The 14,809-nt window shown below is 58.2% G+C and carries 12 protein-coding genes and 1 tRNA gene; 7 read left to right on the forward strand and 6 right to left on the reverse strand.

Features of this window, described 5'->3' with window-relative positions; translation table 11 throughout:
• Nucleotides 1-60 precede the first annotated feature (60 nt).
• On the forward strand, nucleotides 61-1,407 hold the full coding sequence (locus AC0JZ8_RS13725; protein WP_471892729.1) for a polysaccharide biosynthesis/export family protein: 1,347 nt from the start codon (nucleotides 61-63) through the stop codon (nucleotides 1,405-1,407).
• Nucleotides 1,408-1,545: 138 nt separating this feature from the next.
• On the forward strand, nucleotides 1,546-1,839 hold the full coding sequence (locus AC0JZ8_RS13730; protein ID WP_430251606.1) for a hypothetical protein: 294 nt from the start codon (nucleotides 1,546-1,548) through the stop codon (nucleotides 1,837-1,839).
• 26 nt (nucleotides 1,840-1,865) lie between these two features.
• On the opposite strand, the gene AC0JZ8_RS13735 is transcribed toward AC0JZ8_RS13730, so the two are convergent.
• On the reverse strand, nucleotides 1,866-2,891 hold the full coding sequence (locus AC0JZ8_RS13735) for an NAD-dependent epimerase/dehydratase family protein (RefSeq protein WP_430251608.1): 1,026 nt from the start codon (nucleotides 2,889-2,891) through the stop codon (nucleotides 1,866-1,868).
• Between the two features lie 7 nt (nucleotides 2,892-2,898).
• Nucleotides 2,899-4,434, reverse strand: a complete 1,536-nt coding sequence (locus AC0JZ8_RS13740) for a GMC oxidoreductase (protein ID WP_471892730.1) — start codon at nucleotides 4,432-4,434, stop codon at nucleotides 2,899-2,901.
• A 282-nt stretch (nucleotides 4,435-4,716) separates the two neighbouring features.
• Here AC0JZ8_RS13740 and AC0JZ8_RS13745 point away from each other — a divergent pair, with 282 nt between their 5' ends.
• A complete protein-coding gene (locus tag AC0JZ8_RS13745) occupies nucleotides 4,717-5,868 on the forward strand; it encodes a glycosyltransferase (protein WP_471892731.1) in 1,152 nt (383 codons plus the stop codon).
• A gap of 11 nt (nucleotides 5,869-5,879) precedes the next feature.
• Nucleotides 5,880-6,800, forward strand: a complete 921-nt coding sequence (locus tag AC0JZ8_RS13750) for a glycoside hydrolase family 16 protein (protein ID WP_430251614.1) — start codon at nucleotides 5,880-5,882, stop codon at nucleotides 6,798-6,800.
• Nucleotides 6,801-6,837: 37 nt separating this feature from the next.
• On the opposite strand, the gene AC0JZ8_RS13755 is transcribed toward AC0JZ8_RS13750, so the two are convergent.
• The 3 genes from AC0JZ8_RS13755 to AC0JZ8_RS13765 form a co-directional block, all read right to left on the reverse strand.
• Nucleotides 6,838-8,235 (reverse strand): hypothetical protein, encoded by a 1,398-nt coding sequence (locus AC0JZ8_RS13755; RefSeq protein ID WP_471892732.1) that lies wholly within the window; start codon nucleotides 8,233-8,235, stop codon nucleotides 6,838-6,840.
• Nucleotides 8,236-8,669: 434 nt separating this feature from the next.
• Complete coding sequence (locus AC0JZ8_RS13760; protein WP_471892733.1) at nucleotides 8,670-10,112, reverse strand: efflux transporter outer membrane subunit; 1,443 nt, start codon at nucleotides 10,110-10,112, stop codon at nucleotides 8,670-8,672.
• Nucleotides 10,113-10,624: 512 nt separating this feature from the next.
• Nucleotides 10,625-10,700 (reverse strand) — tRNA-Lys (locus AC0JZ8_RS13765).
• A 217-nt stretch (nucleotides 10,701-10,917) separates the two neighbouring features.
• Between AC0JZ8_RS13765 and AC0JZ8_RS13770 the strand changes: the two genes are divergently transcribed.
• Both AC0JZ8_RS13770 and AC0JZ8_RS13775 read left to right on the forward strand, forming a co-directional pair.
• Entirely contained in the window at nucleotides 10,918-11,670 is a 753-nt protein-coding gene (locus tag AC0JZ8_RS13770) for a cytochrome c biogenesis CcdA family protein (protein WP_062456760.1), read from the forward strand.
• A 43-nt stretch (nucleotides 11,671-11,713) separates the two neighbouring features.
• Nucleotides 11,714-12,676, forward strand: a complete 963-nt coding sequence (locus tag AC0JZ8_RS13775; RefSeq protein WP_062456763.1) for an AEC family transporter — start codon at nucleotides 11,714-11,716, stop codon at nucleotides 12,674-12,676.
• Here the strand turns inward: AC0JZ8_RS13775 and AC0JZ8_RS13780 are convergent.
• The gene (locus AC0JZ8_RS13780; protein WP_471892734.1) at nucleotides 12,653-13,855 is read right to left on the reverse strand and encodes a UbiH/UbiF family hydroxylase; all 1,203 of its coding nucleotides are present in this window, start codon (nucleotides 13,853-13,855) and stop codon (nucleotides 12,653-12,655) included. The genes AC0JZ8_RS13775 and AC0JZ8_RS13780 overlap by 24 nt on opposite strands.
• Before the next feature lie 215 nt (nucleotides 13,856-14,070).
• On the opposite strand from AC0JZ8_RS13780, the gene pcsA reads away from it, so the two are divergent.
• Nucleotides 14,071-14,799, forward strand: coding sequence for a phosphatidylcholine synthase (pcsA, locus tag AC0JZ8_RS13785; protein ID WP_062456769.1), 729 nt, complete (start codon nucleotides 14,071-14,073; stop codon nucleotides 14,797-14,799).
• Nucleotides 14,800-14,809 lie beyond the last annotated feature (10 nt).

Below are 14,809 nucleotides of genomic sequence, written 5' to 3' on the forward strand. Positions count from 1 at the left end.
CGGTCCCCGATTGGTCCGCTCGACGGAAATGCAAGTCAATGAGCTGGAGCTGAACTGACAATGAAATTCTGGATATCGAAAGCCTCCCGAAACCGCAAAATCGCCTCCGCTCATATTGTTGCACCGAGGCATGTCTCGGCGAAGGTCGGGGCAGTCATCGCCATCGCGAGTATGATCGTGGCCGGGTTCGTAACCAGTTCCCGTGCGGACGAGTATGTCCTCGGCCCTCTCGATACGCTGAAGGTTCGAGTTTTCGAGTGGCGTCCGAGCACGGGGACGACCTACGAATGGACGCCTCTGTCGGGCGAATTCGTGGTCTCCGCTGGCGGAAACCTCTCGCTTCCGATCGTCGGAACGATCCCAGCGGCTGGTCGGACCGTTGAAGCGGTCGCGGATGCAATCGGGGAGCGGCTGCAGAAGCAGGTCGGCCTTCAGAAAAAGCCGAATGCCTCGCTCGAAGTTGCGGCTTATCGACCTTTCTTCATCAGCGGACTCGTCGCCACCCCCGGGAAATATAGCTATAGCCCGGGGTTGACGGTGCTCCAGGCGCTGAGCATGGCCGGGGGGCTGGGGCCTTCCGATCCCAATACGCTGGGTATCCAGCGGGACGCATTGCTGAGCCAGGGCGATCTGCGCAGCCTGGACGCCGAAAGGATGGCTCTTGCGGCAAGGAAGGCTAGGGTCGATGCCATCCTGAGCGATAGCGAGACGATTACCTTCCCGACTGATCTCCTCGCTCGCTCGGAAAATCCCCTGGTTGCGAAAATGATGGAGGAAGAGAACTCCTTGTTCGAGACCCGCCGCCGTTCGATGGATAGCGAACTCGAGTCGCTCAGCCAGTCGAAAATCCTGGCTGCTAACCAGATCAAGGTTCTGACCGCGAAGAGTATCTCGCTTGAGAAGCAGATCGATATGGCAACGAAAGATCTGAACTCCGTCAACAAGCTGGTCTCGCAGGGGCTGACGGTGTCGGCAAGGCAGATCGGCGCCAGCCAGAACCTTGCAGACCTCGAGGCCCGGAGCCTCGATACTTCGCTCGCGCTCGTGAAAACCAAGCAGGATCTCGCGAAGTTCGATCATGACGCCTCCGAGGTCCGGGACAAGTATCGCGTCGACGCCTTGACGGAGGCGTCGGAACTCCGCGGTCGGCTGGCACTGAATACCGAGAAGGCACAGACGACGCGAGCGGTCCTCAGAAACATAGCAAACCGTTCGCCTGCCGCGCTTGCCGCCATCGACAACGATGGCTCCCCGACATTCGCAATCTCGATAGACAGGCATGTTGGCGGTGTCCTGCGCAACCTCAAGGTTACTGACAACGACGCCATCGCTCCCGGCGACATATTGCGTGTCGAGCGGGCAGATGCGCCCCTATCAAGCCAACTGGCCGAGAAGGCCATCCAATAGTGGTTTAAACAACGGCACTGTAGAGGGGTATACTAAGTAAGTATATTCACTGTTTTCTTTTGCCTTGCGTACCGATCGCCTTCCGTGATATTCGATTCCGCGTCTTTTCTATTGCGGCAATCGAGGGTTGACTAAAATATGTACATCGCCCTGATCCTTGCAGTGATCATCGGTGCGGTTTGTGCGGTACGTTTGCATGTCGCCGTATTCAGCGTCGTTCTGTTCGTTCTCATTGCGGGGTCGGTTTGTGCGAGCGTCGTTGCGGGATACGGGCTAGTCGGATCGTTTGTATGGGCTGCAATGTATGCCATCGCGCTGGAAGCCGGCTATGTCTCCGTCTACGGTGTGCTGCATGGTATCCGGATACGATGCGCACGTCGTGCGAATGAAGCCAGAAAGCTTGATACGGGCTCCAACCACGTGCAGGATTAACACAGCCTTGCAAGGGCCGATCGTACTTACGCGGCAGTCGGGTTCTTAAGTGATGCGGACGGCGTATTGCTGGCCCTGCTTTCTACCGACAACTGATCAATTGCCTGCTGCTCTACATATGCCATTCCGAACCTGAACCTGTAGCCGGTTGCGGCGAGTTTGGCCGTCGAGAAACGCATCCGCCAGAGCGGGTTGCGCAAAGACAAGCGGCGCAGGCGCATGATATCGCGCGCCCAGTCGAACACGCCGGGCAACGCTATGCTGCGGAACCGCCGATCATGACTGGCAGCATATGCGCGGCGCATGAAATCAATATGTCGAGGTCGTGCATAATCGTCCTCCGCGATATTGAATGTGTCTACCAAGCCCTGCTTTAGCTTGCCTGAGAGACCTCGCTCCAGAAACCACACGAGTGCATCCGAAAGGTCCTTGACGTAGAGATGATGGGCATGTCGGTGAGCGCCGAAAAGGCGCTTTGAGAGCGGCCAGGCCCTTATGGAAATCAGATCGTCAACGCTCACAACGACTGTCGGTCGCAATATGACATATCGAACGGCCCTGGCGGTATCTTTCAGGACCATCTCTCCCTCAAGCTTCGTCCGTCCATACATTCGGACATAGTCGAGCGCCAAATATTCGGAGCCGTCGTCGCGCTGAACAGTCAGGGTCGGAGATTTTTCATCCACATGCCGTCGACGCCCGCTCCCGTAGACCGAGACGGAGCTGGTATAGCAAAAGGCAGAAACGTTGTGTCTCTCGCTCGCTTCAGCAAGCATGCGCGTGGCATCGACATTGACCGCTTTCATTTTAGTCATGTCGCCAAGTACGGCGGCCAGATGGATCACGCCAACGCACCCGGCGACGAGACTGTCGAAATCGGTGTCCCGCAAAAGGTCGAAATGTCGCCACTGGACCCGTTCGCTGCCGTGGATTTCGGCTAGTGTCCGGGGGTTCGAAGTCACCGCCCTGATCGAATATCCTCGCTCGAGCAGGTCGTCGACAACGACCTTGCCTATTCGCCCGGTGGCACCGGTTACAAGTATCGTCTTCATCCCCATTTCAGACGGCATCGACCAACACCCTTGCGCTCAGCTCGTCGGAACCGGCGCTCGCGTTGGAAACGAGATGATCCGACAAGCGTACCGCCATGGCCACGATCATCTGCGTCGGGTTGCAGTGTCCGGCGGTCGGAAACACGGAACTTCCAGACACATAGAGGCCCGGGACGCCATGGACTTGGCAGTTTTCGTCAACGACACCAGACGATGGCTCTGCCGACATCCTCGTGGTTCCGGTCGGGTGAGCGACATCGACGAAACTGTCCGGCAAGTCTGCCTTGTCAAGCACCCACTGTTCCAGTTGGGGGATCGGAAGTCCAAGTCGCGCAAACTCACCTGCGGTCAGGTGCGCCATCGCATGCATGCTCCGTGCCTCGTTGACACTGCTTCTCCAGTCGACCTTGGGCAAGCGCATTCCAAGATGGTCTCTCTTCTCCGACAGCGTGACGCGGCTGTCCGGGTTGGGCACCTGTTCAATCATGCATTCCAGTGTCAGAGCAGACAGTTTCCGTGGGACCCCATTCTTTTCGGCAAAGTGATCCTTGATCCCGCGAACGAGAAGATTGCTGTTCGAGACCACGCTGAACACGTCGCTCGGAAGTCGACCAGCACCGCCGACGATCCTCCGCAAGGCATCCCAGGGATCGTCTGGAGCTCGGATTTCGCCAAGCCAGCTTGCGCAGTTCAGCAAGCGCTCTCGTCTTTGAACAGTGGGGCTGAGACGGAATCCGGCCCTGAAGAACCTGCCGTCGACATTGTAGCGGCCGTAGCGTTTCTGCAATGCCGCAGTGGTGGAGACATCGAAAGAACCGATTGGACCGCGTAGGTGATCCATCAGATATCGGCCGACCTGGTCGTAGTCGTTACCGAGGCCCCGAGGGTTTTGGCTGTCGGAATTCAGCAGTATGCGGGCGTTTTCCACTCCGCCGCAGCACAGGATCACAACCGGCGCTGCGATCAGCTTGCTGTGCCCGTCCTGGGTTGCGAATTCAACGGATTTCACCGAGTTTGATGTGTCCTCGATATGGACTTTCAAAACGGTCGCGCCTGTCACGAGGGTGATGTTCGACCCTAACTTCCTGTCGAGGTTCCGACCAAATCTTCTATATTCGTAGGGATAGCTTTCCTCGGGATCGCGGCTGAACTGCCAGAAGAAGGGGATCAGCACCTCCTTGTCGAGGTCGTTATCGGGTGGGTGCCGTCCGGCAAACTGCCAGAAACGTTCGTCGCTGTAACCGCTGCCTTGGGCCAGGCCCAGATAGCGTGCGCTTCGATCGAGATAGGGTTCCATATGGGCTCGATCGAATGGCCAACCGGAATGCGGCACCCAATCACGCATTTCGAAGTCAATGTCGTCGAAATCGCCGCAGCGCCCACCCCAGGTGTGGGAACTGCCCCCGAGTATCCGGTTGCGTACCGCCCATTGCTCGGCTCGGGGGCGACCGACATTCTCGATCTGGTTCAGGCTGTCGGCGAAATTGCTTCTCTCACCCGTTCCGCTTTCCAGCAGGATCACGCGGAGCTTGGTACCTGACAATGACTCCGCAAGCGTTACGCCGGCGGGACCTGATCCGACGATACAGATATCGCAACGGAGAGGCGGCAGCGTGCTGTCCCCCACAGATGACCTGATTTCCGCCAGTGACATCTCTATGATCCTCTCGCGTTATAATAATAAGTTTTATGAAGAAACTAATGATTGTCTTTACTGAAATACATTCAGTGAATAAAATGCGTTTTGCAACAACAAAAATATTGGTATCTAGAAATAATAATGTAGTTTTGGCTTAAGCATTTTTATTCATTGAGGAGGCTTACGATGGCTGACAAGCCTGTGCTGATGGGCAGGGAGCGGAAGCTTCAAATTTTGTATATCCAGCCCGGGACGTGCGCGTTTGCTGGTATGGAACGCGTCATCGACACGATTTGCTCGAAGCTATCCGAACTGCATGGAGACGATCTCAGCATCGACGTTCTCTATACCACCATCCATCATAATCGTCCCACGGATCCGAGGCCCTATCGGGTGATCGATGCCATAGCGCGCAACCGTTTCGATCTGATGCGGCAGTTTCGCCGTGTTATTGCCAGCAAGGAGTATGACCTGATCGTCGTGCCGCAGGTCGAGCCGGCTGTCATCTGCATGGCATCCTGCTTGGGCCTGAAGCGAAAGTTTGCCGTTCATCTGCATGGAAACCCGGAACTTGAGCGCAGCCACACCAAGGCAAAGCTTCTTTTCTTCCTGATGAAAGCCCTCTTCCTGAAGAGGTTGAGTTCCGTCTTCGGCACCTCTCCCAGGCAGCTTGAGTCCTTTCGCGCCATGTTCAAAAGCAGCCTGCCTCACTACTGGGTGCCCAATCCCGTTCGACACTTTGCTGCGAGCGCGATGCAGGCTGACCGCGACGCGCCCGATGTGATCACATTCGTCAATGTCGGACGGTTCAGTTTCCAGAAAGGACAGGATGTCCTTCTGGCGGCGTTCGACAAGCTGCGCATGTCACGTGGCAACGTGCGACTGAAAATCGTTGGCTACGGCAGTGGCGAAGCCGCGCTCCGCAAGAGCATTCAGGAGCTGGGACTCGCTGATCTGGTGAGCATCGAACACCATCCGGAGGATCCAAGCCCGGCACTCGCCTCAAGCGACATTTATGTCTCATCGTCACGCTGGGAGGGGTGGTCCCTGGCGATCTGCGAGGCCTTGCGCTTCGGGTTGCCGGTGGTATCGACCAACTGCGAGTTCGGTCCAAGCGATATCCTCGTCGACAACCGGCTCGGCCGCCTGGTGCCGATGGACGGTATCGATGGTCTCCTGGAAGCCATGAATTACTACTGCGATAATCTGGTGCAGGAGCGTTCCCACGCGCAGTACCGCAGGGACTATGTCGATCAGTTCAGTCCCGAGCGGGTCGTCAGTCAACATGCCAACGCAATCCGGTATGCCTCCGGGTTCGATCGCGCGCTCCCGACCTGAGAGAGGTTTGCATGGCTTTGGACATATCTCGCCGTTCGTTCCTGCTTTCCAGCGCTCAGTTTGGGCTAGGACTTGCAGCGTCCTCCAGGGCGATGGCGACCGAGGCTGATCCGGTATCGGGGCGGACGCTGACCTTCGCCGACAACTTTGGCCATATCGACTGGACTGTCTGGGATGCGGGGCCGAAACCGACAAAGTCAGATCCCGGTTTTTACGGGCGCTCGGCTTTCGCAAGGCGCGACGGCGAGGAGGGGTTCAATCCCTATGCAATCGTTGACGACGCGGCAGCGACGGATGGCAAAGCGCTGCAGATTTCGGCAAAGTATATTGGTCGGACCATGAGCGTTCCGCACTATTATGGAAACTCTTTCCGCGAATTCCAATGGATCTCCGGAAATCTGAAAACCGCCAAGCGCAGCGGCGAGATTTCGAAGTCCTGGCGGAAAGGCTATTTCGAGGCCCGGATGTTGTTTCCCAGGCATCCTCTGACCTGGCCGGCATTCTGGATGATGAACGGTCGCAGTATCCTCTTTCCGAAAACGAGCATCGAACTCGACGTCGTGGAGCACAAGGGCTGGGAGCCTAATCTCTATGGCGCGTATCTGCATGAATGGGGCGAGCCTGGACAGAACCACGATTCTACCGGTGTTCCAACGCCGGTTGACATGACCCGGCAGTATTGCCGCTACGGGATTTTGGTGACCGACGAGTTCTGCACGCCCTATTTCGAACGCGTGCCGGTCATCGACATGGCGACGAAACTGCCAGCGAAATGGAAGATCACGCGCGCGCGAGAGCTCGATATGCAGGGCGACACCTTCTGGCCATTGCTTACCCTGGCGCTACGATCCGATGTTCCCTATCCCGCGCAGTTGCGCCCTGAGGAACTGCTGACCCATATGCGGATCGACTACTTCCACGTCTATCAATAGGGCTGCCGGCAGGCGCCCAGCATTCATGCCCCATCATCTATGCCCCTTGCGCGCTTGGCACTCTTGCGGATGCCTCGTCGACAGCGGTTTCAGGTCGGCAACTGGCCAAGGCAGCCAGAATGAAGAAGGGCAAACCCAGATCGACGGTCGGGCCTGCTACCAAGGACCCGATCAGGAGACAAAAGCAGCCGTTTCGTGCGGCCATCCGGCTGTCGGAGAAAAACGATCGTGGTGTATGCTTTGCAGGTCCGAACGCCGCGATCATGAAGCAGACGAAGAGGAAAGTCCCAGGCCATCCAACATTGGATAGCAGCGCCATAACGAAGCTCGAGGTTCGCGCGGTCCCCAGTCCGACGCCAAGTCCGGATGAGTCCACGAAGTTCGCGAGGGCATAGGCATTCCATGCACCGCGTTCGGAACCGGATGACGAGTTCGCCTTGCTGAAGATCAAGAGATCGACGTAGTCGGTGATCTGGCGGGTCAGTGTCTCATCCAGCGCAATCATCATCAGGCAAATAGCGGCAATGGGAGGGGCAAGCAGTAAGGTTGCCGAACTGTTGAAACTCCCCCAATTCGCGCCGCTGCGCACAACGGCAGTCATATAGAGCAGAGCAAGGCACAGCGGCGCTGCAAACAGGCCTGTCGACGAGGTCGATCTGATGATCAGGAAGAGGGAAATGACGAAAGCGATGCCGGTCCAGCGGCTGAACCTTCCGCACAGCCACATCGTGCCACAGAAGCCAAGAGAGCCGAGCGTCGTTCCGGCAAACGCTGATGCCTCCGGCCAAGATCCGACGACACGTTTGACGCCAGCCACGGTGTCGTTCTCACGCATCGTATACTGGGCGTTTCGAATGAGGCCGAGCAGGTCCTGCCCAACAGGGCCGCCCAGCAGATCCATTAATCCGAAAACGATATTGGCAGCCGCATAGGAAATCAGCCCGATGACGAGTGCAACGAAGCCCTTGGGGGTGGAGCCGATCGCGACCAACAGACAAAATGAGATGAGGTCCGCCGTCAGGTAGACTGCCTGCGTCAGGTTGCTCGATACGGGACCCAGAGGAACTGTCCCGCCGTCGGCGTTATACTCGGAGATACCCAGCGGGACTATCTGTGTGACCCCTGCCAGCAGCCGAGGCGCGAACAGACCTGTGGCAGCCCCGTATAAAAGCAATCCAGCCAGCCAGAAGGCTGGACGGGGAAATGCCATGGCGCGCAATGCCAAGCCAGCTTCACGCCGGTGCGACAAAGTCGCTGCAGCCAGGAATAGAATGAAAAGATGAGCGGGTGGAATACTCGAGGAGCCGACGATTAACGTTGCTGCGGCACCGAGTACTGCCAGCGTCATGAAGATGATTGCGGCGGAGCGATATCCCAGAAAAACGCTGACAATTCCGATCGCAGCAACGAAAATGCCGAGCGGCTCTATGCCCATTGGCGAACTCCTCCCTTAGCCGTTCTCGGTTGCGAGACAACGTGTGCAGAGTGTCCAAAATCCAATACGACGGCGAGCCGCATATCGCCCACTACGCTAGCTCCACGTTTCATAGAACTCTGTCCCTTCATACCAACGAACGTGTCTTGCCAGTTTCAGCGGGGCGGATTGTAATATCCGAAAATATATTACATCGTCATTTAATTAGACTTCAATTCCGCCTTATAATTCTATATCTTTTGATTGGATACATAATCTCCAAAATTTGTACATATCTTATTTGAAATGTATTTTGGGTGGAACGCGAGGCAGATCATCTGTGCGCGCCGCAGTCGTGAACTCCGGTGTGCCCGCTCGGTTACGGCTCATTTGCATTCGTTCGAGATTCAGTCGGGGGCCTTTTACGTGCCGTGTCCCGGCCTGCGTCAGCACGCTTACTTATCGGACTGAACGGCTTCGTTGCTTGGGTTCTCGTTCGAAACCGCATAACCGCCGCCGAGTGCGACGTTGAGCGAGACATAGTCCTGCGCCATCTGCTGTACGGCCTGGGCCAGGCTTGCCTGGGCGGTGGAGACTTCGCGCTGTGCGTCGAGAACGTCGAGCAGCGAGGAGGCGCCATCACGATAGCTGGCGGTCGCGAGCTGCAGCGCTTCCTCATAGGATTTCACGGTCGCACGGAGCGCTGCCACGGTGCGGCCATCGCGGGCAACGGCGGCAAGCGCGTTCTCGACTTCCTCGACGGCATCGAGAACCGTCTGCTTCCACGACAGATAGGCTTCGCGGGCTGACGATTCGGACGACTTGACGTTGGCACGCAGGGCGCCGCCGTCGAAGATCGGAAGAGACAAGGCCGGACCGAAGGACCAGGACAGGATGCCACTTTCGCCGCTTCCTGCAACGCGGGTGTAGGATGGCGAAATGGAGCCACCGAGCGTAATCGCCGGATAGAGCTGTGCTTCGGCAACGCCGATCTGCGCAACGGCTGCGGCGAGCTGCCGTTCGGACGCACGGATGTCAGGTCGATTGCGGATCAGGTCGGCGGGAATGCCGGTCTTGGTGCTGTAGCGGGCGACCGGCTGGCGGGCACCTCGCTGCAGTTCAGGAAGCAGTGTGGACGCCGGCATGCCGAGAAGCGTCGCGATGCGATGCGCCGCGGTGCGATACTGGGTCTCGAGACCTGGCAGCTCTGACAGTGTCGAGTTCACAAGACCTTCAGCCTGAACAACATCCAGTCTGGAGGCAGCACCGGCTTCCAGCTGAAGCTTGGTGAGATCAAGCGTTTCACGGCGAGAACCGAGGTTCTTTTTGGTGATCGCGATACGCTCCTGATAGTAGCGAACATCGATATAGGCTGCGGCAACCTGCGAAAGCAGGCTCAGGCGCGCAACGTCGACGCTTGCATAGGCGGCGTCGAGACTGGCAAGAGCCGATTCCTTGCTGCGGCGGTAAAGGCCGAAGAGATCCAGGAACCAGGACGCGCTGGCTCCACCGACGGCGGATGATTGCGGTGCGGTCGATGTTGGACCGAGCCGCCCGCCGATGTCCTTCGTGCCGCTGCGCTCGCCCTGCGCATCAATATCGAGCGACGGAAGACCGCCGGCGCCGGCACTGACGACGGACGCCTGGGCCTGATTGATGCGTTCCAGGGCCTGAAGAACGCTGAGGTTCTGCGACAGGCCCGTCTGCATGTAGCCGTTCAGGCGCGTGTCGGAAAACGCCGTCCACCAAGCCTTCATGGAAACGTCGCCATTGCTCGTCTGCGCACCCTCGGCAAACTTCGAAGGAAGGGACACTTCCGGTGCCTGATGGTTCGGTCCGACCACGCAGCCGGAAAGGAGGAGTATGACGAGAGGGGCCGCTACGCGGATGGATGTCATATGCGATCCGAAATCCATTATTCAACCCGCTTGGCAACGACTAAATTGCCGCTAATTACATTAATTAAGACGATAGTAAAAGATAGTTAAATAACAGTAAATATAGGCCAATCTTATTATTCAAGTAGCGTGTCAACTGTACGCGTATTTGCGAAAAAGCAGATTTCTCTAAATTCATTGAAATCGGATCGCTGGTCCGTGCATCACTACGGGAAATTGCTCTTGCAGAGGTTGCGGGATACTGCCCTTGAGCTGTATGCGGATATGGCAAATTCGTTCCGCTCGCCGTCGTCCAATGGTTCGACTTCGATGACGCCAATAATCGCGCGTTGTCACCGGGGTTCGCAATAAACCTCACGCTTGTCAGAACTTCGCAACAGTACGGTGACGCCTACGAAGCCGTCAGCGAACTGACACCACAATGATCTTCATGGGATTATTCAGTTGAGAAGGCTGGTCTTCTCGGGGTCGTCCAAAACCCCTGTAGCGCAGGGGTTCATGGCGTTTTTGAATGGTGAGAGCGCAGGGGTTCGAACCCTGGACCTACTGATTAAAAGTCAGTTGCTCTACCAGCTGAGCTACGCTCTCCCTAAAGACTGCCGAGGCATCCTTTGAAAGTGCGCGGAACATATGCAGGTCACTCTTTGCGGTCAACCCCGCTAGCTGTGCAAAATTGCGTTCCTAACGCTTTTCCCCGGCCGCTTCGCCTGCGCGCAAAAAGGTGACTGGCTTTCCGCGCGCGGCATGCTTAGGTGAAATCGATCCCACGGTCGGACAATGCCGATCAAAACCTGCGGACCAAAACGTGTCGATTGCTGATATCTCTCTTCTGAGTGCCTTGATTGCCGGCGCTCTATCGTTTCTTTCCCCGTGCGTCCTGCCGCTGGTGCCGCCCTACCTGTGCTACATGGCCGGGATTTCCGTCGACCAGTTTCGCGACGGGCATGCGGCCGTGTCGCGGTCAAAGGATACGCGCCGCGCGGTTCTTTTGGCCGCGTTCTTCTTCACCCTCGGCTTTGCGACCGTGTTCGTTGCGCTTGGCGCCGGTGCGTCGACGATCGGTGTTCTTCTCCGGCAGCATCTCGACCTGCTCTCCAAGATCGGCGGCGTGATCATCATCATCATGGGCCTGAATTTCCTCGGCGTGTTCCGCATTGGCCTGCTTGCGCGCGAGGCGCGGTTTCATGGCGGTGGACAGCCGGCGACGCTGTCTGGCGCCTACGTGATGGGGCTGGCTTTCGCGTTCGGCTGGACGCCGTGCATCGGTCCAGTTCTCGGCGCGATCCTCGGTGTTGCCGCGTCGCGCGATACGGTGGGCGAGGGCGCCATGCTTCTGGCGATCTATTCGCTCGGTCTCGCCGTGCCGTTCTGGATCGCTGCCGGGTTCTCCGGTGCCTTCATGCGGTTCCTCACCCGCTTTCGACGGCATCTCGGTCACGTCGAGAAGGCGATGGGCGTGTTGCTGATCCTGACGGGTCTTGCTTTCATCTTCGGTTTCGTGACGTCAGCCGCGATCTGGTTCCAGCAGACCTTTCCAATCCTGATGCAAATCGGCTAACGGAACGGCCATAAGGTCAACCGCGGTAAGGATTAAAGGCGGCATGGGCGACATTATCGGCTTGCTGCTACCGTTTTTCGGATTGATCCTGATCGGCTACGTGGCCGCAAAGGTCACCAAACAACCGGCCGAGGCGCTTGGATGGATGAACACGTTCATCATCTATGCGGCACTTCCGGCGCTGTTCTTCAAGCTCGTCTCGCGCACGCCAATGGAGCAACTGGCGCGGGTCGACTTCATTCTTGGCGAGATCTTCGCGACCTATTTGATCTTCACGGTGGTGTTCCTGATCGGGTTCCTGATCCGCAAGACGTCATTCGAGGACTGCACGATCCAGGCGTTTGCCGGCGCTTACGGCAACATCGGATATATGGGGCCGGGGCTTGCACTGCTCGCTTTCGGCGAAGCGGCTGCCGTTCCGGTGGCGCTGATCGTCTGCTTCGAGAACGCCGCCCATTTCATCGTGGCACCCGCCATGATGGCGGCAGCCGGCGGCGACGGTCGATCACCGCTGGCGGTGGCGGGCGATATCGCCCGCAAGGTTCTGCTGCACCCGTTCATCATCTCGACAGCTGTCGGCTTTGCATTCGCCGCGATGGCGTGGCAGCCGGCCGAGCCGGTGCAGCGGCTTGTCGATTATCTGGCGCAAGCGGCGGCGCCCTGCGCGCTCTTTGCAATGGGTGTGACACTGGCGCTGCGGCCGGTGCGGCGTGTTCCGGCCGAGATCGGCTATATTGCCGTCTTCAAGCTGATCGTACTGCCACTGACGACGTTTTCGGTTCTGTCGCTGATCGGCGGGTTCGAACCGGTCTGGATCTACTCGGCGACGTTGCTGTCAGCCCTGCCGACGGCCACCAATGTCTTCGTCATCAGCCAGCAATATGGCGTCTGGCAGGAGCGCGCGTCGGCGAGCATCCTGATTATAACGCTGGCGTCTGTCTTCACCCTGCCAGCGATCCTCTATCTCATCCATTCCGGTTTTCTATCTGCGGGCTTGCTTCCTTAGGCCCGAAAAAATTTCGCGCAGTCCGCGGCCCGGTTCGATCCCCTCCCGCATCATCAGATTGCGTAACGGCGGGGCGTTTTTCAAGACCTGCAGACCGCCCGCCCGCAGCATCTGGACGGGCAGGAAGTCCGACAGAAGTGAGCGGTTGAGCAGATCGACACCGAAGGTGCGGGTCATGATATCGGGGCGGCGGCTCCGGTTAAAACGATCGCCGATATCCGCGCCAATCGGTCTGTCCGGTTCGTCCGTCACCAGATCGCTCAGCGTGATGATATCACGCAGCGAGAGGTTGAGGCCCTGAGCGCCGATCGGGGGGAAGGCATGCGCGGCTTCGCCGACAAGTGCGACACGACCCTTGCCGAACCGGTCTGCCATCAGGCTCGAAAGCGGCCAGGCCTGCGGGGCGGCTTCGACGGTCACCTTTCCAAGCATCGACTGCATGCGGTCTTCGACGAGCTGCGACAGCTGGTCGAGATCGGTCGCCATCAATCGCTCGGCTTCGTCAGGCCGAACCACCCAGACGAGGCTGGAGCGGGAACCGGGCAGGGGAACCTGGGTGAACGGTCCGGTTTCTGTATGGAACTCCGTCGAAACGTTGTGATGCGGCACCGTATGGGCAAAGTTCATCACCAGGGCGGACTGCGGGTAGGACCAGCGGCGGACGTCTATTCCGGCGGCCTCGCGCGTGCTCGACTTTCGCCCATCCGAGCCGATGACCAGATCAACGGACATCGACGAGCCGTCCGACAAGGTGAGGCTGGCGCGATCACCGTAGAAATCAAACGCGTCGACCTGATGGGTGAACCGGGTCACGTTCGGCTCAAGGTCGATCGCCTTTTCCAGCGCCGGAGACAGAGCGTTGTTGGGAATGTTGTAGCCGAATGCGTAAAGGCCGACATCCTGTGCGCGAAACTGGGTGGTGGGCGCGCGCAGCAGCCGCGTCGTGCCGTCGACGATCTGCATGATCGACAGCGGTGCTGCCGAGGGTGCGATGATATCCCATAGGCCCAGTCGATCCAGCAGGCGGATGGATTGATCCATCAGCGCGGTCGTGCGCCCATCGTCTCGCTCGGATGCCGGCGAAATGAGCGCGACTTTGCGGCCGGCTCGACCAAAAGCCAGCGCCGCTACCGATCCTGTCAGGCCGCCGCCAACGACGGCAATTTCGAACTCGTGCATCTGTCACCTCCGGAGCCATTCGCTCTCACCGTATTTATAGAGCGCTGGCCGTAATTCCAGCCGTAGCAGCGTCAGATTCGGCACGCGCTGCCCACGAGGGATCGAGAGAAATCCTGGTTTTCCCGGTCATAATCAGGTGTGCGCCGGCATGCGCAGTTGCAAACGGGGACAATTGGCCGCATATCTCGCAGGCTTCACGGAAAGGCGGGGGACGCGTGTTCAGGCGACTATTCAATTATCGGAACGTCCCTTACGCGGAAATCCGGGCTTTCTCCGTGCATCTCCTGACGGCGTCAGGCTCCTTCCTGGCATTCCTCGGTGTCGTCGCTGCGGCAGAACATCGATTTGTCGACATGTTCTGGTGGCTCGGGCTGGCACTTCTGGTTGACGGGATCGACGGGCCGATCGCGCGCAAGGTGCATGTGAAGGAAGTCCTGCCGAACTGGTCGGGCGATACGCTCGACAATATCATTGATTACGTGACTTACGTTCTCCTGCCGGCCTTTGCGCTTTATCAAAGTGGAATGATCGGCGAACCCTGGTCATTCGTTGCGGCCGGCGCCATCGTCGTTTCGAGTGCGATCTACTATGCCGACATGGGCATGAAGACCGACGAGTATTTCTTCTCCGGTTTCCCGGTCGTCTGGAACATGGTGGTACTGACGCTGTTCGTCATCGATGCCAGTGCGACGACGGCCATGATCGTGGTCTCCGTATCCGTGGTTGCCACTTTCCTGCCGATCAATTTCCTCCATCCCGTGCGCGTCAAGCGCCTTCGGCCGCTCAATCTCGGGATCTGCCTGCTCTGGTGCGCGCTCGCCGGCTACTCGCTGCTCCTGCATTTCCAGTCACCGGACTGGCTCGTCTGGGGCGTCGTGATCAGCAGTCTTTATCTCTATTGCATCGGCGGCATCATGCAGCTTTTTCCAGGACTTGGAAAATAGCTGCGTTTTT

The sequence above is a fragment of the Velazquezella soli genome, from assembly GCF_977018685.1.